Annotated in this window: 20 protein-coding genes; 13 read left to right on the forward strand and 7 right to left on the reverse strand. The window is 40.2% G+C overall.

The window, feature by feature from the left end; all coding sequences use genetic code 11:
- Positions 1-10: 10 nt before the first annotated feature.
- Positions 11-1630 carry a M1 family metallopeptidase gene (locus tag LX92_RS10975; protein ID WP_109650448.1) on the forward strand — a complete coding sequence of 540 codons (1620 nt, stop codon included), beginning with the start codon at positions 11-13 and terminating at the stop codon, positions 1628-1630.
- Between the two features lie 145 nt (positions 1631-1775).
- Here LX92_RS10975 and LX92_RS10980 read toward each other — a convergent pair whose 3' ends face one another.
- The gene (locus tag LX92_RS10980; protein ID WP_109650450.1) at positions 1776-2525 is read right to left on the reverse strand and encodes a DeoR/GlpR family DNA-binding transcription regulator; all 750 of its coding nucleotides are present in this window, start codon (positions 2523-2525) and stop codon (positions 1776-1778) included.
- A gap of 315 nt (positions 2526-2840) precedes the next feature.
- Between LX92_RS10980 and LX92_RS10985 the strand changes: the two genes are divergently transcribed.
- The 3 genes from LX92_RS10985 (at position 2841) to LX92_RS10995 (ending at position 8173) form a co-directional block, all read left to right on the forward strand.
- Positions 2841-5867: a SusC/RagA family TonB-linked outer membrane protein gene (locus LX92_RS10985; RefSeq protein WP_109650452.1), complete on the forward strand. Its 3027-nt coding sequence runs from the start codon at positions 2841-2843 to the stop codon at positions 5865-5867.
- A gap of 12 nt (positions 5868-5879) precedes the next feature.
- Positions 5880-7376 (forward strand): SusD/RagB family nutrient-binding outer membrane lipoprotein, encoded by a 1497-nt coding sequence (locus tag LX92_RS10990; RefSeq protein ID WP_109650454.1) that lies wholly within the window; start codon positions 5880-5882, stop codon positions 7374-7376.
- Positions 7377-7570: 194 nt separating this feature from the next.
- A complete protein-coding gene (locus LX92_RS10995; protein WP_109650456.1) occupies positions 7571-8173 on the forward strand; it encodes a sugar-binding protein in 603 nt (200 codons plus the stop codon).
- A 58-nt stretch (positions 8174-8231) separates the two neighbouring features.
- Here LX92_RS10995 and LX92_RS11000 read toward each other — a convergent pair whose 3' ends face one another.
- Positions 8232-8411 carry a hypothetical protein gene (locus tag LX92_RS11000; protein WP_109650458.1) on the reverse strand — a complete coding sequence of 60 codons (180 nt, stop codon included), beginning with the start codon at positions 8409-8411 and terminating at the stop codon, positions 8232-8234.
- Positions 8412-8650: 239 nt separating this feature from the next.
- On the opposite strand from LX92_RS11000, the gene LX92_RS11005 reads away from it, so the two are divergent.
- Positions 8651-9028, forward strand: coding sequence for a hypothetical protein (locus LX92_RS11005; RefSeq protein ID WP_109650460.1), 378 nt, complete (start codon positions 8651-8653; stop codon positions 9026-9028).
- A gap of 109 nt (positions 9029-9137) precedes the next feature.
- On the opposite strand, the gene LX92_RS11010 is transcribed toward LX92_RS11005, so the two are convergent.
- On the reverse strand, positions 9138-12161 hold the full coding sequence (locus tag LX92_RS11010) for a ThuA domain-containing protein (protein WP_109650462.1): 3024 nt from the start codon (positions 12159-12161) through the stop codon (positions 9138-9140).
- A gap of 204 nt (positions 12162-12365) precedes the next feature.
- Here LX92_RS11010 and LX92_RS11015 point away from each other — a divergent pair, with 204 nt between their 5' ends.
- The 8 genes from LX92_RS11015 to LX92_RS11060 all read left to right on the forward strand — a co-directional run bounded on the left by LX92_RS11015 (position 12366) and on the right by LX92_RS11060 (position 23677).
- On the forward strand, positions 12366-13133 hold the full coding sequence (locus LX92_RS11015) for a CDP-alcohol phosphatidyltransferase family protein (RefSeq protein ID WP_109650464.1): 768 nt from the start codon (positions 12366-12368) through the stop codon (positions 13131-13133).
- A 143-nt stretch (positions 13134-13276) separates the two neighbouring features.
- Positions 13277-14998 carry an amidohydrolase family protein gene (locus LX92_RS11020; RefSeq protein ID WP_109650466.1) on the forward strand — a complete coding sequence of 574 codons (1722 nt, stop codon included), beginning with the start codon at positions 13277-13279 and terminating at the stop codon, positions 14996-14998.
- A 110-nt stretch (positions 14999-15108) separates the two neighbouring features.
- Positions 15109-18345 (forward strand): WD40/YVTN/BNR-like repeat-containing protein, encoded by a 3237-nt coding sequence (locus LX92_RS11025; protein ID WP_109650468.1) that lies wholly within the window; start codon positions 15109-15111, stop codon positions 18343-18345.
- Positions 18346-18606: 261 nt separating this feature from the next.
- Positions 18607-19275, forward strand: a complete 669-nt coding sequence (locus tag LX92_RS11035; protein ID WP_109650472.1) for a DUF2490 domain-containing protein — start codon at positions 18607-18609, stop codon at positions 19273-19275.
- 65 nt (positions 19276-19340) lie between these two features.
- Complete coding sequence (locus LX92_RS11040; protein ID WP_109650474.1) at positions 19341-20558, forward strand: bifunctional alpha/beta hydrolase/OsmC family protein; 1218 nt, start codon at positions 19341-19343, stop codon at positions 20556-20558.
- Between the two features lie 110 nt (positions 20559-20668).
- Positions 20669-21238 carry a superoxide dismutase family protein gene (locus LX92_RS11045; protein ID WP_109650476.1) on the forward strand — a complete coding sequence of 190 codons (570 nt, stop codon included), beginning with the start codon at positions 20669-20671 and terminating at the stop codon, positions 21236-21238.
- Between the two features lie 348 nt (positions 21239-21586).
- A complete protein-coding gene (locus tag LX92_RS11055) occupies positions 21587-22228 on the forward strand; it encodes a YceI family protein (protein ID WP_109650795.1) in 642 nt (213 codons plus the stop codon).
- Between the two features lie 258 nt (positions 22229-22486).
- Positions 22487-23677 carry an LETM1-related biofilm-associated protein gene (locus LX92_RS11060; RefSeq protein ID WP_109650479.1) on the forward strand — a complete coding sequence of 397 codons (1191 nt, stop codon included), beginning with the start codon at positions 22487-22489 and terminating at the stop codon, positions 23675-23677.
- A gap of 78 nt (positions 23678-23755) precedes the next feature.
- Here the strand turns inward: LX92_RS11060 and LX92_RS11065 are convergent, their stop codons facing one another.
- From LX92_RS11065 to LX92_RS11080, 4 genes are read right to left on the reverse strand one after another with little or no spacing between them, the layout of a single operon-like run.
- Complete coding sequence (locus LX92_RS11065) at positions 23756-24511, reverse strand: LytR/AlgR family response regulator transcription factor (RefSeq protein WP_109650481.1); 756 nt, start codon at positions 24509-24511, stop codon at positions 23756-23758.
- A 48-nt stretch (positions 24512-24559) separates the two neighbouring features.
- Positions 24560-24886, reverse strand: coding sequence for a 2TM domain-containing protein (locus LX92_RS11070; protein WP_109650483.1), 327 nt, complete (start codon positions 24884-24886; stop codon positions 24560-24562).
- Positions 24886-25224: a 2TM domain-containing protein gene (locus tag LX92_RS11075; RefSeq protein WP_109650485.1), complete on the reverse strand. Its 339-nt coding sequence runs from the start codon at positions 25222-25224 to the stop codon at positions 24886-24888. Before LX92_RS11075 ends, LX92_RS11070 begins: the two co-directional genes overlap by 1 nt.
- Complete coding sequence (locus LX92_RS11080) at positions 25215-25517, reverse strand: 2TM domain-containing protein (RefSeq protein WP_109650487.1); 303 nt, start codon at positions 25515-25517, stop codon at positions 25215-25217. The genes LX92_RS11075 and LX92_RS11080 overlap by 10 nt, the downstream gene beginning before the upstream one ends.
- Between the last annotated feature and the right edge of the window lie 87 nt (positions 25518-25604).

Below are 25604 nucleotides of genomic sequence, written 5' to 3' on the forward strand. Positions count from 1 at the left end.
TAGCCTTAAAATGAAGCAAAACGTATTTTTATTATTTCTTACCCTATTTACACTTGGCCTTTCGGCACAGCAATTTACACATCAGGATACATTGAGGGGAAGCATTACCCCAGAGCGTGCTTGGTGGGACTTGACGTATTACCATTTGAGTATTGAAGTACGACCTGACAATAAATTCATTTCAGGAAGCAATCTAATCCGTTACCAGGTGTTGGATGCCCAAAAAGTACTTCAAATTGATCTTCAACCCCCGTTAAGAATCGATAAGGTTACCCAAGATGGAAAGTCCCTAGCGGTTATTTCCAAGGGCAATGCCCATTTTATACAACTGAAAAAAGAACAAGTTAAAGGACAATACAATGAGGTTGTCGTGCATTATTCCGGTCACCCGAAAGAAGCTGAAAATGCTCCTTGGGACGGTGGATTTTCATGGAAGAAAGATACCAATGGCAAGCATTTTGTGGCAACGAGCTGTCAAGGTCTTGGTGCCAGCGTATGGTGGCCCAATAAAGACCATATGTACGACGAAGTAGACAGCATGGCCATTAGCGTAAAAGTACCCAAGGGGTTAATGGACGTGTCGAATGGGAGATTGCGAAAAGTTGATAAGGATACCAACACCTACCATTGGTTCGTCGCCAACCCCATCAATAACTACGGTGTAAATGTCAATATTGGTGATTATGTCCATTTTGGGGAAAAATACAAAGGGGAAAAAGGTCTCTTAGACATGGATTATTATGTGCTACGGGATAATCTTGAAAAAGCAAAAAAACATTTTAAACAAGCCCCTATGACCCTAAGGGCCTTTGAACATTGGTTCGGCCCCTACCCTTTCTACGAAGACAGTTATAAATTGGTGGAAGTACCTTACTTGGGTATGGAACACCAGAGTTCGGTCACCTATGGCAACCACTATCAAAATGGATATTTGGGCGGAGACCTTTCGTCTTCTGGTTGGGGATTGGAATTTGATTACATCATTATCCATGAATCGGGTCACGAATGGTTCGCCAATAATATCACCTACAAGGATATTGCGGATATGTGGGTACATGAGGGGTTTACCTGCTACTCGGAAAACCTGTTCTTGGATTACCATTTTGGTACCAAAGCAGCCGAGGATTACGTAATAGGCCTTCGAAGGAATATCCGTAACAACATTCCTATTATCGGCCCTTATGGGGTAAACCAAGAAGGATCTGGCGATATGTATTTCAAAGGAGCGAATATGTTGCATACCATTCGTCAATTGGTTGACGATGATGTAAAATGGCGAGAGGTTTTACGAGGGATCAATAAGGATTTCTATCATCAGACCGTTACTTCTGACCAAATTGAAAAATATCTTATTGACCAAACCGGGATAGACCTCAGTTCAATCTTTGATGAATACCTGCGCACAACAATGATTCCAGAATTTGAATATAGCATAGCTGGCAATACCCTCAAGTTTCGATACAGAAAGGTTGTCGATGGTTTTAATATGCCGATAAAGATCCATATTGGGGACAAAACACATTGGATTGCCCCAAGTAAACAATGGAAAAACCAAACTTTTACCGGTGACCTATCAACCCTCCAAGTCGACAGGAATTTTTATATTAAGGATGTACGAAGCAGGCCGTGATTGCACACCCCATAAAAGATGATAATCCAATCAAAGGTTCCTTAAAAAGGATGCATCCAAACAGTTATGGATTGCAAAAAGAAGTACAAAGTTATTTATGGGCGTTAGGAAGTGGATTATCATCCTTTACGGATAATCCCGTACGCTAAAGAATAGAGATATTCTTATCCTTAAACTTTAGCAAAGCCTTATCTTCAGGGTCAAGTTCCGTTATCAACACATCCACCTCCTCGATATTACATATTTTATAGCGTCGATAGGAATTGAGTTTTTCAGAAATGACCGGGGCAACAACTTTCCTGGATGCCCTTATCATGGCCTTCTTGATTTCAACTATTTCCCAGTCGAACTCAGTAAGCCCATGTTCAAAATCAATAGAGTTGGTCCCTAAAAAACACACATCCGCTTTTATATCGGCCAGCATATTTATTGCGGTACCCCCCACAGCTATTTGGGAATCCTTAGACAACTTCCCTCCAATTAAAATAACCTCTACATTATTTTTGGACAATAATTGATTGGCTATTGCAATACTGGGGGTAAAACAGGTAATGGCCAGCGAAGCAGGCAACTCTTTCGCTAATTCCAAATTAGTGGTCCCCCCGCTAAACAATACTACTTGACCATTCTTCAAAAGCTGGATGGCTTTCTTTGCTATCAAAGATTTCTTTTCAATGGAATACACTTCCTTTTCTTGGGCATTATGATTATAAAACCCTAAGGATATCGCCCCACCATGCACTTTTTTAAGCTTACGTTCATCGTGCAATTCCTTAATATCCCTCCTGACAGTATCCACCGAAACACTTACTAATTCCGCTATATCGTTCAAAAGAACACGGTTGTGTATCCTTACTTCATTCAGTATTATTTGCTTTCTTTCTTCTTTTAACATATTCAAAAAATGATTTTGCTTAAAAATGCTACATTTAATTGCAAATAACGAAATATTTAACCTAAAATACCCAGTAAATCTTCAATTGTTTGCATATTATTGCATAATACTGCAATGAATTGCATATTTTTGATAGAGCGACAAAGGGAGGTTTCATTCGGATGGACATCGATGTTAAAAACAACATTACCCTTTCTCGATTACTTCCTCTTATAAAAGTAATTATTAACCTTTTTAAAAAATTTGTGCCAATGAAAAACATTAAACAGACAGCTTAAAAAAACATGTTCAAACTCTAATTAACTAGAAATAATTATGAAATTAAAACTCTTTATTACCTTACTTATCCTATCCATAACTTCTTATGGTCAGGATATACGTGGAAAAGTAACAGATGCCACAAATATACCATTACCTGGGGTATCCATTATTATTGAAGGTACTACCCAGGGAACAACGACTGACTTTGATGGGAATTACAGCATTAAGGCCCAACCTGAAAATCGACTCATATTTTCATATTTGGGAATGAAGACCCAAATTATCGCAGTGGGTTCCCAAAAGGTAATCAATGTTGGTTTACAAGATGACACTACTAGTTTAGACGAAGTTGTTGTGACCGCTTTTGGCAATGAAAGTCAAAAAAAATCAATAACCACTGCGGTACAAGCCATTAAGTCTGACCAATTACAGGAAGGAAATCAAAACAATATGGTAAATGGACTTCAAGGAAAAGTATCGGGGGTTACCGTCGTAAACTCTGGAGGGGCCCCTGGTTCATCATCTGTTATCCTAATTCGAGGTGGTACTTCAATTACAGGGGACAACCAACCCTTATTCGTTGTTGATGGAATTCCTATAGACAATTCAACAAGTTCAAGTTTGGAAGTAGCAAGTACGAATAGGGCATCTGACATTAACCCTGAGGATATCGAAAGTATCTCCGTATTAAAAGGTCCTTCAGCTGCAGCCTTATATGGTATACAAGCCGCCAATGGTGCCGTGATTATTACCACCAAAAGAGGTAAAGCAGGAGTAAGTAAAATTTCTTATTCCGGATCAATTTCCGTTGATCAAATATTAGGCACTCCAGATGTACAGACCGTTTATGGACAAGGAAAAGAAATAGGTACTGGAAGCGATATTACATATGATACCGAATCTGAATTCTCATGGGGTGGTCAAATAGGAACAGGAACACCCTTATATGATAACATAGCGGACCTTTACCAGACGGCCGTTACCCAAAATCACAATGTCAGTTATTCCAGCGGAAATGAAAAAGGGAACATGTACTTCTCAATAGGGGATATTTCCCAAGACGGGGTGATACCGACCTCGAGCTACGATAAAACTTCCTTCAAGGTTAACATGAACTCCACCTTCAAAGAAAACTTGACTATTGGTGTTTCTGCAAATTATATAACTACGGATGTCTCCAGTACCAGACAAGGTAACGCATCAGGAGGTAGTTTTAGCAGCCTATTAGCTTACCCTAGTAATGTTAATGCCAAGGACTACCTAAATGAAGATGGCTCACAAAAGCAATATTTTCTGGACCAACAATTCGATAATCCTTATTGGAGTTTTAAAAATAGCCCAAATACCGATGAGGTAAACAGGCTTATTGGGGTTATTAGCTTAAACTATAGATTTCTAGATGATTTCAATCTTTCTTATAAACTAGGAACGGATAATTATACAGAATTCAACAAGAAAATAATTGGGGATGGCTCCCTGATTGAAAATAGGGAGGATGGTTATATCAGCCAGTTTGAAAAAGACCACAAACGATTGACCTCCAACCTCTTTCTAAGATATGATAAACAACTCAGTAATGATTTTTCATTGAATTCAATGATTGGTAATTCGGTAGAGGAACTTGATATCAGGACAAACTATAGCACAGGAGATGGCTTTCAAGCTCCTGGTATTTATAGTATAGGGAACGTTCTGGTCGAAAAGCAGAAGCTATCAGAAATTATTGCCAGAAAAAGAATTGTAGGCCTTTTTGGAGAAATCAAACTAGGTTGGAAAGATGCCCTTTTCCTTACAGCCACAGGGCGAAATGACTGGTCGTCTACCCTTCCCGAGAACAAACGATCATTCTTTTACCCTTCAGTAGGTACCTCTGCTGTCATGACCGATTTGTTCAAGGATCTATCTTCTGAAAATGGCTTAAACTATTTAAAGCTTAGGGCGTCATGGGCAAAAGTAGGTAAGGATGCTCCCATCGGGGCTTTGGAGAGTTTCTTAAAGACAAACATAAATGGCCTCGCCAGTTCAGCCTATACTTGGAACGGTGTTGACGTAGGAAACCCCGATCTAGAACCCGAATTCACCAACAGCTATGAATTCGGCGCAGACATGAGGTTTTTAAATAACAGGATATCCCTTGACCTTAGTTATTATTATACCAAATCGGACAACCAGATTCTAAGGGATATTCGGGTTCCCCCAACCACAGGAACTTTTTATGCCACCCTGAATGGTGGGGTCATAGAAAACAAAGGTTTGGAAGCCCTTTTAACCGCTAGGATACTTGAATCTTCCAATGGCTTTTCATGGAACACCAATTTCAACTTCGGCATGAACAAAAGTAAAGTATTGGAACTTCCTGGATTCTTAAATGAAGTATACCTTTCTGATTCATGGACCTATAGAAATTCTGCCGCTGGTGCGGCCGTATTGGATGGTTCTTTATTTGGATTAAGAGGAAAACGACCTCAACTTACTGATGATGGACAGGTACTAATCCAATCAAACGGTAATTACATCCTTGAAGACGCCACATACGATGACGTTCAAAGATTACCCGATTGGTCGCTTGGTATCACCAATAGCCTAAGCTATAAGAACCTTAAACTTTCCTTCTTACTCGACATTGTACAGGGTCAGGAAATTTATAATGCTACAGAATCCGCTTTGGCTTATTATGGACTTAGTACAAAAACCTTAGACCGTGGGGAATCCGTTGTTCTAAGTGGTGTGGACATTAACGGGAACACCAATCAAACAGCCATTGTCAAAAATCAAGAATTTTATCAGAACTATTATTCGTTGAACTCTGAGAACTTTATTGAGGATGGTTCTTTCGCTAGGTTAAGGTATGTAACCTTATCCTATAAGTTTCCACAACCGCTTTTGGAGAAACTATCCCTTGCCTCATTGGAGTTGTATGCAACAGGAAGAAATCTATTTACCATAACAAATTATAGTGGTGTAGACCCTGAAATAAACACCTTCGGGGCAGGAATTTCCGGTGCTGGTTCAATGTACATCGATAACTTGGGTACGCCAAGCACCCAGGGATTTGACTTAGGATTAAAATTCACCTTTTAAAAAAATTGAAATATGAAATTACTCAAATATATTATCGTTTTTTCGGTCACCCTTATTACCTCGTGTTCCGACGACTATTTTGATGTAAATAGTTCGGAAACGGCACCATCGACCGAATCACTGCCCCCCCAGTATAGAATTCAGGGTGCTATTGAAAATACGACCGGTACGGCACAATATAGAGGTACCCGGGAAGTATTGGGAATTATGCAGTATGGCTCACAGAATGTAGCTGATTATTATTCAGAAACCTGGAGTTCATCTTTAACCACAGGCCGTTATTTCCTTTGGCAAAACGCCTACGTTTATTCTCTTCCCAACACCGCTGATTTAATCGTCCTTGGAAAAAAATACAATGCTCCAAATTATGTTGCCGTAGGTAAGATCCTAAGGGCTTATATTCTGGGCATGACCACGGACCAATATGGCGATATTGTTATTGGTGACACTTACGATGGGGAATCCTCGATGAACATTACCCCTAAATTTGTTACCCAAAAAGAGGCATATCAAACTATTTTACAAATGCTTGACGAGGCGATAGAAGAACTTAATCAGGCCAGTGAAATCGATTTGAACCAAGAGGATGGGGATGTACTCTATCAAGGAAACCAAGAAAATTGGATCAAGTTCGCCAACTCCATCAAAGCAAGGTATTTAAACCACTTGAGCAAAAAAAGTTCAGGGGATTTGGCCTATGATGCGGACGCCATTATTGAAGCCTGTAATAACGCCATAAACTCAAATGTATTCAATGCACAAAAAAATTATGGCGGCGGGGAAATGGAAAATGACAATCAGCCCTTTAGTGAAAACGGGTATGGCTCTTCCCGTTTCGACTACTTTTCTGATTTCTTTGTTGAATTGTTGAAAAACCCCCTTCAACTAGAACCTGCCTATGAAGACCCTAGACTACCATTGATCGTTCCTGAAGCTGTTAATGGCGGATATCATGGCGTGGTAACAGGTAGTGGACTTGGTGATGCGTCTGGAGATGATTTCTCGGTAGGGAATGGCGGTTTTTATACCAGTCCAGATTCCCCGACCTATATGTTTACCTATAGTGAGGTCAAATTTATATCGGCTGAGGCTAAATTCAGAAAAGGAGATCTTGAAGGTGCCTACGTAGATTTTAAGGAAGGTGTTAAGGCTGATTTGGAGAAAGTCACGGTGGCTCCTGAAAAAATCAACGAATATCTTGCCAAATTGGATGATGAAGTCGGTTCCACAAATATTAGTCTGTCCCATATATTCGTTCAGAAATATATCGCCAATATGCTCAACCCGGAAACTTGGGTAGATATGCGAAGGGCAGATTATAGCTCCGATATCTATCCAGGTCTTCAAAGACCTGAAAATGTAAACTTGGACATCTTCCCCAATGAAGATGACTGGATCCAAGCGATGATGTACGAGTATAATGAAGAAGACAGGAATTATGAAAACATGCCAGACAATAATCCCAATGTACGATTGACCACCCCATTATGGTGGAACACGGAAGAGTAGGGTTTTGTGTATAATCATTAAAAAGGGACCGATATTCGGTCCCTTTTTTATGCCAAATAATCTATACCCAAACAATCAATTACAGCATAATTATTATAACTTAGATTTTTTTCCATTGTAACATATAAAATCATCCAGATCGAATCATCGGTTCAAGAAAATAATCTTCCGACACCTATTAAAACATAACTCGAATGAAAGCGTATAGAATTCCCAAAATAACCCATACCATAAGCTGGGACGAATTGAACCCACTAACTGATTTTTCATATCCTTGGCAAAAGGAAAAAGCTCCGATGACCACATTCAATGCTTATTACGATGAAAACCATATTCATTTTCGTTATGTCGCATGGGGGCCCAAACCGATTGTATATGTTGAAAACAATGATAAATCAGAGGTTATTGATTCAGAGCGTATCGAATTGTTTTTTCGGCGTGATGAAAAAATGCAACCCTATTACTGCTTGGAAATTGACCCCAACGGTCGTGTACTTGATTATAAAGCCAATTTTTACCGTGAGTTCGATCTCGATTGGGTTTGGCCAGAGCCGCTAGACATACAAACCAATATAGAAGAGGGGAAGTACATCGTGCAAGGCAAACTAGGAATACCTGTGCTAAAAAGATTGGGGCTACTCAAAGACGGTCAAATTCAAATAGGCCTGTTTAGAGGACACTGTATTGCCTTAAAAGCAAATAAAGCATCATTAAAATGGATCAGCTGGGTGGATTCGAAAACCGAGGAACCCGATTTTCATGTCCCTACCGCTTTCGGAATATTGATTCTAGAATAATTTCAATACAACCTTGACGGATACCGACATTATCATAATACCCTTATGACGGCATCGTCTATCCGCCCTGTAATTTATCGGCACCATCCAATAAACCCACCAAATCTTGGGGATTATGGATCAAAACAGGTAAATGCTGTGGACAAATATAAAATTCACTCTCCTTGTGATAGAACTTTGTTACCGGGGTTTCGTTTGAGGATTTTTTGCAAACTATACATGATTTGTTCGTACTCATACTTTGCTTTTTTTTGATACGACAAAACTATTCTTTACCAAGGGTTTAAAAGCTAACAAATATCATGCTTTCCCTTTTTTTTCAATTTCATCAAGGATTTTATCAACTTGGGGACAATGCAAACCATCTATTACAATTATTTTGTACTTTGATTTTCTTTAAATAACAATCAATTGTATGTAAGGATTCCCTTTATAATTAAAGCCTTTTTACAATAAGACCAACATTTAGTTTAATTCATGGGTTGGACATCAAACCACATCGCTTCGGAACATCGAATGGAATTGACCTTGAAAGGTAAAATAGATTACGACACCTTACTCGAAGCTGTATTGACCAACGTGGAAAAGTCCAATGAATTCAATGCTTTAAATCATTTGGTCGATTGCACGGCATTGATAGCTGATTTCGATAGACGTGTATTATTTGAACTTCCCAATAAACTTTACCCCGAATGGGGTATGGTGCCAACTACAAGGATTGCCTTGATCGAACCCCGAAATATCGATGCCAAAGGAAAAGCCGAATTCTATGTATACGCTATGAAAAAATTAGGTTGGGATACGGCTATTTTTTCCAATCGGAAAAAGGCGTTAACATGGCTAAATCAATCCTAATACACCAAAAATACACCAGCAAGTTCCAATCCCCAATCCAAGAGATTCCTACCATGAATCCAATAATTCCATAAGCGTTAACCTTATTTCACCCAAGGTCGTTAAAAGACTATTTAGCCTCTTTACGGCCATCGGTTAAAGCAACGGAACTTGTTCCCGTGAGCGGGATGCCATTCCCTTCCCCTTTGTCAGTATAACTAGCGGTGATTACCATAACCCTATCCCCTACCGAAGGAGCTGGCAGTATACTTCCTGAAGGTGGTAATGATTCCTTTTCCGTATTCCGTTTTACCAAGGATTGAATGTATAGGATAATCTGTCGCGTCTCATCATCCGTAATATCCGTATGTGCCGGCATCACAATTTCTCCCCAAACGCCCGACCCCCCTGCTGCAATCTTTTTTTGCAAATATGTCATTGCCTTTGGGTCATCCATGTACTTTTCTGCTACGCTTTGATATGCTGGTCCTATTGACGCCCCTATTTCCTTATGGCAAGATTTACAGTCCATCGACTGCGTAAGGGCCTTGCCCATCACTGCGGCGGAAACCTGTTGATGGCCTTGGGAGATATTTACTTTATCCATACCACTCAAATAATCTACAGAAACATAAATATTGGACGGATTGATGGTGCCACCATCGGCATCGGTCACCGAAACTTTATACCGAACCGGTGTCCCTTCATCATAAAACGATTGATTTCCGCCTCCTATTTCGATTGTCACTTCAGGTCTGGTATTGCCTGCTGCTATGGATACCTTTTCACTTACCGCCAGTGCATTCTTGTCATCCTTCACCTCGACCGATACCAGATATCCACCGGCCTCCGTGTAGGTATAGGTAAGTTCGGGTTTCCGGGTCTCCAAGGTCTCCCCATTGCCCAGATCCCATAAATAGTTGAGCGGATCATTTTCGAGGTCTTTCACATCAACGGTTGCCGATATGGTTAAAGGTAATTTACCCGAGGTTTTATCAAGTGATATGCCTTTGATTACCGGTGGGCGATTTCCTCCGTTGTATTGAATATACCCCAATCCCGAATTTTCATTCTGTTGAAACCATCCTGTACCGTATTCCAAAAGATATACGCGTCCATCAGGGCCCATTTCCATATCTATCAGGTTGTTCAATGCTATCTCCGACGCGAAAGGTTCCATTTTATCAAAAGTATCATCCTCAAAGAGGGTCACTGCTTTCATCCAACCCCGCATCCAATCATAAACCAGTACTTTTCCATCATAATAGGAAGGCAATCCACCTCCCTTAGGATATACATCAGAATAATAGGTTGGTCCTGCCATGGCATTCCTCCCCCCTGTTCCTACCTGTGGGAATTCCCCGGAATGGTCATAAGGATAATATACAAACGCCCCTTTGGCTGGCGGTAATTCCCGTAAGCCGGTATTGTTTTTGGAATCGTTTATAGGTTTTAGAGGGTCAAAGGTGTCCCCTGAAATACCATTGCTATAATCATAATCCTTATAAGGTTTATTATCACCAACAAACAAGGGCCAACCGAAATTACCCGCTTCCCGTGCCTGGTTCATCTCGTCATACCCCTTTGGGCCGCGGTTTTCAAAATCATCCTCACGGGCATCAGGACCTACATCTCCCCAATATAAATATCCTTTTTTAGGATCTACAGCGATACGGTATGGATTACGGTGTCCCATAGTATAAATCTCTGGCCTAGCATTTTTGGTTCCCACAGGAAAAAGATTACCCTCGGGTATACCATAAGTACCATCCTCGTTTACCTTGATTCTTAATATCTTACCCCGAAGGTCATTGGTATTTCCTGAAGAACGCCTTGCGTCATATTGCTCCTTCCCTGGAATATCGTTTATAGGGGCATACCCCTTGGAGACATAGGTCGCTCCTTTTTCATTAAAGGGGGTTGTGTTATCCCCCAATGACAAATACAACAGCTTATCAGGTCCAAATGCTATGGAACCTCCTGTATGGCAGCAAACCTCACGTTGGGTATTTACTTCCAGTATAATCTGTTCAGATTCCATATTGAAAACACCTTCCTTGAACTTGAACCGCGACAGGCGGTTTACCCAGTTATCGCCAGTTGGACTGTAATAGAGATAAACCCAATGATTAATGGAAAAATCAGGATCCTTTTGCAACCCCAACAACCCATTTTCCACATTTATACCCGGAGTACTCAATGCCTTATAATAAACATCCAGTTTTGCAACTTGACGTAGTTGGTTTACATCTGCATCATAAAGTAGCACTTCTCCCCTTCGTTGGGCAACCAAAACATCATTATTGGGCAACACGGCCATTTCGGTTGGCTCAAAGAACTCCCCGGCAGTCAGGGAAACCTTTGTAAAACGGTCCATTTCCGGTGGAATTTGCGTTCGTACCTTGGAATAATCCAACTTTTGATTATCCCCGATGGCATATTGTATACCCCCCAGTATATGCTTCAGGAATTTTTCCTCCGAGTAACTTTCCTCGGTATGCCCCGCTGCCGTATAGAAGGCCCTTCCACCATCATATTCATGATACCAACTCATTGGGTGGTCACCACCATTCGCACCACCTTCATAAGTTGTTTCATCCACGGTCACCAGAACATGGACCTTAGGATTCAAATTCTTGAAATTATACAGTTCATCATTCCGGTTCCATATCGAATCCGTAAAATGCTTGGTGGCACTGAAAGAATTGTCCTTTATAATGAAGTTTGAATTGGGGGTACCTGCTGGATGGCTGAGAAATTGTCCGCCTACCAATTTATTGTACCACCCCCAATCGTACTCTGTATCCGTAGCGGCATGTATACCCACAAAACCACCCCCGGATTGCATATAACGTTCAAAAGCCGCTTCCTGATAATGATCTAGGATATTTCCGGTAGTACTTAGAAAAACAATCGCTGAATATTGTTTCAGGTTTTCATCGGTAAAGAGAGCGGCATTCTTGGTTGTATCGACCTCAAAACCATTTTTCTGACCTAATTGCTGAATAGCCTCGGTTCCTTTTAAGATTGAAGCATGTTTATAGCCCATAGTTTTTGAAAAAACCAAGACCTTTGGCTTTCCCTCCCTTTTCGTATTACAACCTGCAAGCATAAAAACCACCGCAATCATCATTAAAAACAATATCCTTTTCATTATTTAATCCTATCTTTAAATTATACCTGAAGCCGATAAATATAGGCATAGATATAGTGGCTGCCCAAATGCTTTCTTGGAATGACACAAAAAAACGACGGAAAGGTTGTAAAAATCCATACCTGAAGATGCTCTTTTAAAATAGCATCATTGCAATAAATAAAACCTACGAAAGCCTAAGATCCAAACCGTAAAGATTTCAATATGTCGAAATTGCCCAAAGCGAACCAATTTTTTGATATATCCGATTACGGTCGTCCAATAGCCAAGGGTATTGCTACCTATTTCAAAAATACCGCCGTAACACCGATACACATAACCATAAGTTTTATTATCTCAGGCCTGCTGGCCATTGCCTTTTTAGTAAACCATCACTATTGGATAGCTGCCTTCTTCTTGGTCTTAAAATCCATTCTCGATGCTGCTGACGGGGAATTGGCCCGATTAAAAAAGACACCCTCCTATACGGGAAGGTATTTTGATTCAGTATCCGATATTCTATTGAACTTCATGATTATCATAGCGATATGGCATGTGACCAAAAGTTCAATTATGTATGCTGTCATCGCATTTATTGGCATACAATTACAAGGTACGTTGTACAATTATTATTATGTCATTCTTCGAAACAAACATAATGGTGATACGACCAGTCGTATTTTTGAAACGAAAACCCCAAAGGCCATGAAAGGGGAAAAACAAAGCAGGGTGAACCTGTTCTTTAATTTATACCTATTGTTCTATAGCGTTTTTGACAAAACCATTTATTGGTTAGATCAAAAAGCCATTTATGACAATCGATGGCCCAATTGGTTTATGACCGCTATTTCCTGTTTTGGTCTTGGTTTTCAATTATTGCTGATAGCACTATTCCTGATCTTCGACCAAATACACCTTATAATCCCTTTTTTCATTGGTTACTCCCTGCTGATTTTTGTTTTTATACTTATAAGAAAGGTAATCAATCGATAAAACCTTTTTTACAGATCTATTACTACTTATATATGGATCTATTTTTAGGATAATTATCCTGACATCCACGACTTATATGGGTTTTTATGAAAAAACAACAAACCGCTTTCCATATTCAATGAAACAATCCTAATTTTATAAGCATGAAAAAATGCGTTCTCCCCATAGTCGCCATCCTCATGTTGGCCTGTACAAATAAAGCTGAAAAAGGAACCATCATCATCGATGTGAATATTTTGGATGTCACCACAGGGGAAATACAGGAACATAAGGATGTGGTTATTGATTCGGGGCGGATTAAAAGCATTTCCGAGCATCAAATGAATCCTAAGCCCTACGAAACCATGGTAAATGGCAAGGACCAATATTTAATGCCAGGGCTTTCTGAAATGCATGCCCACATTCCCCACCCTTCTGAAAACAATGAACAGATTGAGGATGTTCTATTTCTATATCTGGCCAATGGCATTACAACCATTCGAGGAATGTTAGGGCACCCCACGCATTTGGTATTGCGCAATAATGCCGAATCCGGGGAACTACCAAGTCCACGTATCTTCACTTCGAGTCCGTCATTGAACGGAAAATCGGTTACCTCGGTCGAGGACGCTATTTCAGTAGTTACCACATATCAAAAAGACGGCTATGATTTTTTAAAAATACACCCTGGAATCAAACGGGAGGTGTTTGACCAGGTGGTTAAGACTGCCAAACAAGTGGGTATTCCCTTTGCCGGACATGTTCCTGTCGATGTCGGTATTCGTCATGCATTGGAGAGTCACTATGCTTCCATTGACCATATTGATGGGTTTTTGGAAGGCTTGGTGCCCGAATCGGCCAATGTGAAACCTGGGGACAACGGTTTTTTCGGATATGCCTTTACGCCCTTGGCCGATACTTCGAAGATTGATGGGTTGGTCGCCATGACAAAAGAAAACAAGGTCTGGATCGTACCCACCCAAAGTCTTTTTGAGCGCTGGTTTGCCCCTATTACAGCCGATGAACTATTGCGGCAACCCGAGATGCAATATATGCCTTCGAAGACCTTGGCCGATTGGAAAAAGCGTAAGATTGCCACAACAGGTACCGCCACTGGTTTTAAAACAGAGCAATGGCTAAAATTCGATGCCATTCGCAAACAACTCATTCAGAAACTACAAAAAGGAGGGGTCGGTATGCTATTAGGTTCCGATGCCCCACAAGTTTTCAATGTTCCGGGATTCTCAATCCACCGGGAAATAGATGGCTTATTGGCGGCCGTACTCACTCCTTTGGAGATCATTCAATCCGGAACCATAAATCCGGCTAAATTTTTCAATAAGGAGGGGGTATTCGGTCAGGTAAAGGAAGGACTTGAAGCTGATTTGATTTTGCTTAACGCAAACCCTCTTGACGATATGGATAATCTAAAAGATCTGTCAGCCGTATTTCGTAAAGGCCATTTTATTCCCAAGGTAGAAATCAATAAACGTTTGGCCGAAATTGCGAAAAAAAATGGACATACCTTGAAAAGTAGGACGGCTACCGAAAAACGAGATGCCCCATTGAACGGTACATGGAAATACTACAGTCGAAAAGGGAAAAAACCAGCCGCCTCAGCAACATTCACCCGTATAAAAACCCTGGCAAACGGCTATTGGTCCATGTCCGAAACGAATATCCTGACCAATAAATTGGATTCTTATCAAGGAGGCCGGTATTTAAGGAATGACACCATCTTCTCAGAAACCAACACTTTCGCCAATAGCAATAGTTTATACCTGTTGGGTGAAACACAACTTTTTGAACTGGAAGTAAAAAAAGACACACTTATCCAAACAGGAATCGATAATGACACGGATGAAGTTTGGATACGGGTGGAATAGCCTTTGACAGCGTATCACTCAGGGGAAGTACTGAATTCATTAACAAGTATTTAATGAATCCCCCAAAAGATTTATTTATATTTACGAGACTAATTAACGTACCTAAACCAATGAGAAGAATCATTTCCCTAGTGATGCTAATGGCATCTATTTCAATTTTTGCACAAGAGTTTAAAATGGACCTGGCACAGGACTTAAAACCTAGGAATATTGGCCCTGGGGGTATGAGTGGTCGGGTTACCGCCATCGATGTCGTACAAGACGCCCCAGACATTATGTATGTGGGTACGGCTTCGGGCGGACTTTGGAAATCAACTTCGGGAGGAATAAAATGGGATCCTATTTTTGATAAGCAAGTCACCGCTTCAATCGGGGCAGTTGCCATTCAACAATCCAATCCCTCTGTAATTTGGGTAGGTACCGGGGAAGGAAATCCCCGGAATAGTTTAAATGGAGGCTATGGCATTTTCAAATCCCTGGATGGGGGAAAATCATGGAAATCGATGGGTCTCGAAAAAACCCGTCATATACATCGTATCAAAATTGACCCCATGAATCCGAACACCATTTATGTAGGGGCCATTGGCTCCCCATGGGGCGAGCATGCCGAAAGAGGGGTTTACAAAACCACTGATGGTGGCGAAACTTGGGAAAAGATACTTTTTGTAAACAACAAGACAGGGGTTGCCGATCTGATCATGGACCCAACGAATCCAAATAAATTGATCGCCGCCATGTGGGAACACAAAAGAGACCCATGGTTCTTTAAATCAGGTGGAGAAGGTAGCGGGCTTTACATGACCCACGACGGCGGTAAAAACTGGAAAAAACTAACCGAGGAAGATGGGCTTCCCAAAGGGGAATTAGGCCGAATTGGTATCGCCATAGCCCCAAGTAAACCCAATATCGTTTATGCCTTGATAGAAGCAAAAAAGAATGCACTCTACAAATCGGAAGACGGTGGTTTTAAATGGAAGAAAATCAATGATAAGGCCGATATCGGGGATCGTCCTTTTTATTACTCGGAAATTTATGTAGATCCCCAAAATGAAAATCGGGTCTATTCGGTATTTACCTATGTAAATGTTTCACAGGATGGAGGTAAGAACTTTTCCCAGCTCATGCCTGCCTATAATGCCACCAATGGTGTGCATCCCGACCACCACGCATGGTGGATACACCCGGATAACGGACAGTTTATGATGAACGGTAATGATGGTGGGTTGAACATTACCAAGGATGGCGGTAAAACATGGCGGTTTATAGGAAATTTACCCGTGGCCCAATTCTATCATATCAATACGGACAATGAATACCCATACAATGTTTATGGAGGAATGCAGGACAATGGTTCTTGGCGGGGCCCTGCCTATGTTTGGAAAGACCAAGGCATACGCAACAGTTATTGGCAGGAAATCAGTTTTGGTGATGGCTTTGATGTCGTACCCGACCTGGATGATTCAAGATATGGATATACCATGAGCCAGCAAGGTTTCGTTCAGCGATATGACCATGTTACTGGTAATAATTATATTGTACGCCCCACCCCTCCCGATGCCGATACCAAACTCCGTTTTAATTGGAATGCGGCCATTGGCAAAGATCTCTTTGATACTAATACGGTATACTTCGGTAGTCAATTTGTACACAAAAGCACCGACAAGGGCCTTACTTGGAAGGTGATTTCCCCAGATTTGACAACCAATGACCCTGAAAAGCAAAAACAATCGGAAAGTGGTGGTCTAACCATGGATGCCACAGGTGCCGAAAACCATTGTACCATTTTGGTCATTGAACCATCCCCTGTAGAAAAAGATATGCTTTGGGTTGGTACGGATGACGGTCGTGTTCATTACACCCTAAATGGGGGTGCCACCTGGACCGAGGTAACACAAAACATAAAAGGCTTACCTAAAGGTAGTTGGATACCACAAATTAAACCTTCAAACAAGAATAAGGGCGAAGCGCTTTTAATTGCCAACGATTACAGGCGATTCAACTACACCCCTTACGCCTACCGCACCAAAAACTACGGAAAAACATGGGAGCGTATCGTTGATGGCAATGACGTAGCGAGTTACACCCTATCGATCATAGAGGATATAGAGAATCCTAATCTTATGTTTTTAGGAACCGATGACGGACTCTATATTTCGTTTAATGCTGGAGAGAAATGGCAAAAATGGACAGAAGGTTTCCCTACGGTCTCGACAAAGGATTTGGTCATTCACCCAAGGGAACATGATTTGGTCATAGGTACGTTCGGACGGGCTGCATGGGTTCTGGATGACATCCGTCCGTTAAGGGCTTTAGCCACGGATAAATCGATTTTAGAGAAAGACATCAAAATCTTCACTCCACCTACGGCATACCAAGCCGCCTACCAACAACCGACGGGAAGCCGCTTTGGGGCAGACGCCCTTTATAATGCCGAAAACCGGAAAAAAGGTGCGATGATCACCTATTTTTTAAAGGAAGGAAAGAAAGAATCCCCTAAGAAGGATAAGGAATCGACCCAAACAAAACCAGAAGTGACCGACGACTCCGACAATGCTGAAAGTAAAAAGGACGAACTAACCGGGGTACAGAAAAAAGATTCCATCATGTTCCAGTTCTATGATGGGGATAGATTGATACGAACCATTAAGAAGAAAACCCCAGAAAAAGCAGGGTTCCATCGTATATATTGGGCTATGGACGAAAAAGGCCCGGACCGACCTTCAAGAAAGCTACCAAAAAACAAAGATGAACGTGGAGGCACTGATGTAAAACCAGGAACATATAAGATAAAAGTTTCCTATGGAACATTAACCGATGAGACAGTGATCGAAGTGAAATCGGATCCGAGATTGAATGTTTCCTTGGCCTCGATCAATGAAGTCTACGAAAGTTCAAAAAAGTTGGAGTCCTTTACCCAAACGGCTGCAGATGCCGTAAAACAATTGGTGGAAAGCAAGGACATTGCCAACAAATACCTAAAAGAACTTAAAACCCTCGATGATGAAAAATACAAAGACCAAATAAAAGCCTCCAAGGAAATGGTAAAGGCCATAGATACGGTCATTGCCTTATATCTGGGCAAGGAAGATAAAAGACAAGGTATCACCAGAAATCCGGAAATAACCGTAATGCAACGTATTGGGAATGCCAGTTTTTATTCCCGTACCCGAAAATCGGGAATTACGGCTACGGAAAAACAACTGATTCGGTTTGCAGAGGACGAACTGAAAAAAGCATTGCAGGAGACCAATAAATTCTTCAATGAAAAGTGGAAGCCTTATAAGGACGACATTGAAAAACAGGAAGTCAGTCCTTTTAAATCCATAAAGACATTCCATCTGGATTAAAAATCCCATTTCTTAAAAACACACCCCTTTCTTTAAATAGAAGGGGTTTTTTATGTTCACTGTTTAAATGGATCTTTTGCCCTTCCCTTAATTCAAAGCCGTAATACCGTTTAAAAAAATAAAGATTATACAGAAACTTGACTTTTATCAGGTTTTCCTTTTCAGTACGAAAGTACATTTGCAGCTTCAAATTTCGCCTAAAGGCATTCTATATGTCCAGGCTTGATAAAACCAAATCCTTTACCTGTAAAAACGACCATCATGAAGCGGGGCCTACTGTTACTTTCCCTACTATTTTCATCCCTATTAAGTTCCCAGAATACCACCGAAGACAAATGGGGCACATGGATTATGCTGTACGGAGACAATAAAATATCCGAAAATTTAGATATTGTCACTGAATTCAGGCTACATCATTATGAAATTTTCGATGTCTTGGACAATCAATTCTATAAAATCGGACTTGGCTATCGTGTTACCCCCAATATATCGGTAGGTGCCGGTTATGTTCACCATTATTCGGAAACACGGACAAACATCAGTGTCTCTGAGAACAGACCTTATGAAGAAATATGCCTTAATAGAAAAATAAAAAAATTAAGTGTTTCGCACCGTTACCGAATAGAACACCGGTGGATAAACAAAGATGGGGTTACTGATTTTGTCAATAGAATGCGATATCGATTACAACTGATCCATCCAATTTCAGGTAAGTTTTACATCAAGGTTTTCGATGAGATTTTCCTTAACCTCCAAGAGGATGTTTTTAATCAGAATAGATTGCATACGGGAATCGGATATCAAATAAACCCAAACTTTAAGTTTGAAATGGGCTATTTAAAAAATCATTTAGCGAATCGCGCTGATGACATTCTTCGGATTGGGATTCTTTTCAAAACCGATTTACGAAAAAAAACAAACATCGAATAAAACGTTCAGGTTAAGTATTTTGGATATTTTGCGACCTATTAGAAATATCATAAAACTTGACTCCAATGAATCTGCAAAAAATAATCTTCAAGAACAAGGATGGAAAATCATTGGTAGGACGATTAGAACTTCCTGCCAACCAAGATGCGCATAACTTCGCGATTTTCGCCCATTGTTTTACCTGTAACAAAAATCTGACGGCGGTCCGGAACATCAGTAAAGCCCTAACTTCAAATGGTTTTGGGGTTCTCCGCTTCGATTTCACGGGCCTAGGGGAAAGCGAAGGTGACTTTGCGGACACCAATTTTTCAGGGAATGTTGAGGATTTGATTGCAGCCTCGGACCATTTGGGAGCCAACTACCAAGCCCCCACCCTTTTAATTGGGCATTCCTTGGGAGGCGCTGCCGCTATTTTCGCTGCTGCACAAATTGACTCTATTCAGGCCGTTGCCACGATTGGGGCCCCTTCAGATCCCGAACATGTAAAACACTTATTGCGCAATGGAATCGATGAAATTGAGCATCATGGGAAAGCTTTGGTGAATATAGGCGGAAGGGATTTTACCATCAAAAAGCAATTTTTGGATGACCTCCAACAAAACACCCTGTCGGCTACCGTGAAAAATCTGCGCAAACCCCTGCTTATATTGCATTCACCACAGGACACCACTGTGAGCATAAAAAACGCGGAGGAAATTTATAAAGCGGCCCATCATCCCAAAAGTTTCATTTCCTTGGATGGAGCGGACCACCTGTTAATGAACAGGAAAGATTCCCTTTATGTAGGCGATAGTATAGCCGGATGGGCAAAAAGGTATCTATCGATTGATGATGACGAACATTTAATCGAAAGCGACCACCAAGTCATGGCCAGTTTGGATTTTGAAGATGGATTCACCACCAGAATGAAAGTTGGCAACCATTACCTCTCTGCGGATGAACCCGTTAGTTATGGGGGCAATGATTACGGTCCTTCCCCCTATGAATTGGTGTCCGCAGGGCTATCGGCCTGTACCGCCATGACACTGCAAATGTATGCGAAACGCAAAAACTGGCATATTGAAAATGTTGAAGTACACACATCGTACAGCAAAACACATGCTCAAGACTGTGAGGATTGTGAATCATCGAATGCGAAAATCGACACTTTTCATCGAGATATCAAGATTTCAGGGGATTTTGACGAAAAACAACTCGACCGCTTGCTCCAGATCGCTGACAAATGTCCCGTACATAAGACTTTACATAACGAAGTTCAAGTTATCAGTAAACTCATCAAGTAGATTGGTATCCATAACCCTTTTACTATGGGAAAAACCTTATTCCGGTAGACCGATTATTGCCTTATTACGATAATTAATTATCTTTAATACCTAACCTAAAACAAAGTAGCATGAAAAAATTATATTTTTTTGCATTAGCATTTGTCTTAATGGCTGGTTTCAGCTGTAAAGAAACTAAGAAAGAAGCTACCGAAAAAGTCGTAAAGGATGTTGTTCAGGAAGAATCCGTGGAGACTATCAGCTTCACCATGGAACCTAAGAGTGATAGTACTGTTAAGGGTGAGGTTACTTTTACCCAAGAGGATGACGAAGTAACAATGATCGCCAATTTTTCGGGACTTACTCCTGGAAAACACGCTATCCATTTGCATGAAAAGGCGGATTGCTCCTCCTATGATGGCAAATCGACCGGGGGTCATTGGAATCCCACACACGAACCACATGGAAAATGGGGTGCGGCAGAAGGCTATCACAAAGGGGATATCGGTAACTTCGTAGCGAATGAGGAAGGCAACGCTACCCTTACGTTTTCAACCGACCAATGGTGTATTGGTTGCGATGACCAAAACAGGAATATTGTAGGTAAGGCCGTTATTGTGCACCAAGGTGTAGATGATTTTGTATCACAACCAAGTGGTGATGCCGGTGCGCGCATCAGTTGTACGGGCATTATCCAATAAAACCTAAAAAACCCAATGGTAAAAGCTGCTTTTTTGGCAGCTTTTTCATTTTTATTGGATTACCCCCTATTTCCACTATTCGGAAGCCCCAATCAACTCCATCAAAAATGATGCTTTTCCCCGTGCAACATTCGTATGTTACAGCAAAAAGAGTAAGATAAAAATCAAAATCCATCACCAATTGGACCTTACCCGCATATGGATGATTACCGATTTAAAGGTCAATCCTAAGAATTAATCCCTTCAAAAAGAACATCTTTTTTCATTTATCTTTAATATTGCAGTAAATGTGGTCACCTAAAATAGGTGTTCAACAGTACTTTTAAATAATTTAAAAAAATCATGATGATGAAAAGAATTAATTTATTGGCCTTAGGCATGCTTTTGATTTTAGGTTTTAGTTGTAAACAAGCCAAGAAAGAAAATACAGAGCAGCAGAAAGAATCCAAAGAAATCATGAGTGATTCCTTTACCCTGGTCAAGGATTCGACCAAAGTGGGATTCACTGCCTATAAGACGACGGAAAAAGTACCCGTTGGCGGCCAGTTCAAGGATATCAATATTACGAATACCAAATCCGGAGCCACGCCCTTAGAGGCTTTGAACGGCACCGAGTTTAGCATCCCAGTAAGCAGTTTATTCACGAATGACCCTACAGGAACCAGAGACCCTAAGTTGTTGAAGTTCTTTTTTGGCGTCCTTAAAAATACCGAGCTTATATCAGGGATCTTTAAAACCACTGCTGACAACAAATGTTCCATTGACGTTACGCTTAATGGTGAAACCTCAAATATTCCACTCGAGTACACCATGGATTCTGAAAACAAAATCACATTCAAGGGCGTAATGGATTTGGCAAATTGGAATGCCTTGGATGCCGTTACTTCCATCAACAAAGCCTGTAAGGAATTACACACGGGTACGGATGGGGTAAGCAAAACATGGAGTGATGTTGCGGTACAAGCCGAGGTACAACTGAAGAAAAATTAATAAAGAAACCCTTAACATACATACCAAAATATGCATAAAAGCAAAGGGATATAAGGGTGTTCCCAGGATTAAAAAAATAGCTGCCAAACGGCAGCTATTTTTTTTCGACAGTTAAATCACTAATCACCAGAAAATCTTTCATTGTATGTAATTTTTGCATTGGCATTTTATCAAAAACCCAATTTCAACTTATAAACCGATGATTACATGCGAAATGTCCTATAATTTGCTTTATTTTGGAACCAAAATAACAATACCATGAACCCTTCATCCTCAGGATGGATTGATAAATTCGGATATCTGGTTAAAGATCAGGTTGAAAGCTATAAGGATTATATCGACCTTTATGAAGCTTTGAAAAATACCGGGTTCGTATATGGACTTAACATTAAGTTCCCAAGATTCATCCATCCCGAACATAAACTATCAGAAGACGAGAAGGCCAAGATCAACCTTTTGGCCGCACTATATTATACCTATAGATTTGAAAAAAAGAGCACTGACTTCAACGCCTTTTTAATTGCTGTTTTCCAGTTTTATCAGGACTTGGGTCTCAACAAAATCTCATTCTTGAATAAATTATTCGTTGGGAGCAAAACTTCCGATCAGCTCGAAAAATTAATTGATACCAGGGTATATTTGGAAGATAATGTCATTAGCAAGACCTTTAATAGCATTATCACCAATTCATTACTATACATCGATGTGCTCACGTTTAAAAGGTATTTGAGCAACCCCAGTGCTATTGAGGAATTTGCGGAGAATTTCGAAAAAACGGCAATGAATGTCATTTACCATACCTTGAATTCCAAGGAGAACCATGAAAATGACCATAAATTGGCCCATTTATTCGAGGCTTCCCTAACCTTTATCGACAGTGAGACCCATACTTTTGATGCTAATTATCGCGATAGGTTGCAAAAGGACCTTTCCCCTATCGAAAAACAGTATTTACTTGATCTTGCCGCATTGACCATTTGGGAAGACCACTCTATCGATTACATGGAATCGGAATTTATATATCAATTTGGAAAGGACCTTGGTTTCACCAAAAATGAAATAGCAACCATCTTGGATGATATTTCGGTGTTTTTTGAAAAGAATTTAAAAATAATTCCCCATTTAAAAAATCATAATTTAGCCTCCAAGTTCTACGACAGCATGTCAAAAGTGGTGAATAAATTGATTCTACGGAACAGCAAGAGACTTCAAAAAGAGCTTTCCGAAAGTAAGGAGTTGGTTGCCTTAATATCAAAATCAACGGTCAGGGACCTAAGTGCTGAGGAGAAGAAAAAAGTTCAAAGCCAATTGTTGGATATTTTTAAAAGCATTCCCTCACTAGCCATTTTCATGCTTCCCGGAGGGGCTATCCTACTACCGATTTTCATTAAATTGATACCTAAATTATTACCCTCCTCATTTGATGAGAATAGAATCGATAAAACCTAATTTTTTTGCTTTATTTTGGACTATAAGAAAAATCTATGCAAGGTATTAATATTCTAAACCTCAATTATTTAAATATATTTACTCCAACCACAACTTAAAGTCCTTAACCCGCTCCCTACTCACAATGATCTCTTGATCAATATAGCGATTTAATTTGATTTTCAATCGCGAATTCGTGTATGCGACAATATCATTGATGTGATTGATATTGACATAATACTTTCTACTTACCCTAAAGAAAATCCTAGGCTCCAATTCAGACTCGAGATTTTCCAAGGTAGTGTCCAACAAATAATTCCTACCATCGGAAGTCGAGGCGTAAGTACCTTTGTTCTCACTATAAAAACATTCAACATCGTCAGCGTTTATGATCTTAAGATGCTGTCCCACCCTTGCGGTAAATCTTTTTTTGTATTCACGCTCCAACGGATTGACCAATAGTTTTTTGATATCCTCAAAATCCAATGCCATTGTTGGGGTAGCAGGCTTAACGGTTTTGTATTTTTTGATGGCATTTGCAAGCTCTTCGTCATCAATGGGTTTCAACAAATAATCAATGCTATTTAGCTTAAAGGCCTGTAGGGCATACTCGTCATAGGCGGTCGTGAATATTATGGCACTCTGCACATCGACCACATCGAATATTTCAAATGAGAGTCCGTCAGAGAGTTGGATATCCAAGAAAATAAGGTCGGGATGCTCGTTGTTTTGAAACCACGCTATCGATTCCTCAACGGAATGGAGCATTGTGGTCGTCTGCACGTCCAGTTTGGCCAATTGCCGACTAAGCCTTCTGGCGCTAGGTTTTTCATCCTCAATTATGATTACATTCATTGGTTTCAAGTTGGTTTTATTACGTTTATATATTGGAACCTATTGTACTTAATCGTTTTCAAGGTATTTCTTAATCTGTTCTTCTTCCCAAATCTTAAGAATGTTCGCTTTGAACACAAACAACCTTAACCCTATCACAACAAGCACTAATCCCCAAATAATAGGTATTAAGAGCATATTCCATTCCATCCACTGTAATATATTTTCATCTTCAACACCTTTTTCAATGAATATTTTCAAAACCAGCCCTTTAAAAAGCAATATCAAAATCGTAATCATTGCGAATTTTATCAAGTGGAAATAAAAATCTTTAATTTGGTCAACCCTTTTTTTTGCTTTGATGTACTTTCCTATTTCTTTCTGTTCATTCTCCATTACCTGTACTTTTTACTTTCTTTTATATCCTTGTCCATATATTTCTGAATCTGTCTTTTTTCCCAATCCTTCCCGAAAAAAGGATTATACGAAAAGACCTTCACCCCATGAAAAAACAGACCAATACCCCAGAACAACCACACAGCAAAGGTGCCGAAATCCCAAAATGCCTCACTAAAACCCTCTCCGTCCCCCAAATTACGAACCACCTTCATGATAGAAATAAAGGTATTCACCATAATATAAACAGCAAAATGAATATAAAATCCCTTGAGTTCCTCTACCCGTTTCTTGACACGGTCTAACTTTCCATTATCCTTTTTATCCATTATTTCCATCTTTGCTGTTTTTCATCCTCTTGCATATACTCCTTTATTTTTCGTTCCTCCCAGTCCCTTCCAAAGAACGGACTTAAACTGAATGTCTTAATGGCCTGGAAGACCAAACCAATACCCCATCCAAAGGCTGCCCAAAGAAACCAAGGATACCGCCATTCATCTGTCCAATAATTTATCCCTGCCAAAAGACCAATAAAAAATATATACGATAACAAACTGGTATAAAACTTTTTAATAGCCTCTACTTTATCCTTTGCTCTAAAATACTTGTTGTCTTTTTCTGAAGTCTCCATGTGTTGTTGGTTTATTGAATCATACTTTATTACTAACCCAAAAGTAAAGCGATCACAACTCCTTTATAAATGAATCTTACCCACTTG

Source organism: Maribacter polysiphoniae, from assembly GCF_003148665.1.
Taxonomy (GTDB): domain Bacteria; phylum Bacteroidota; class Bacteroidia; order Flavobacteriales; family Flavobacteriaceae; genus Maribacter_A; species Maribacter_A polysiphoniae.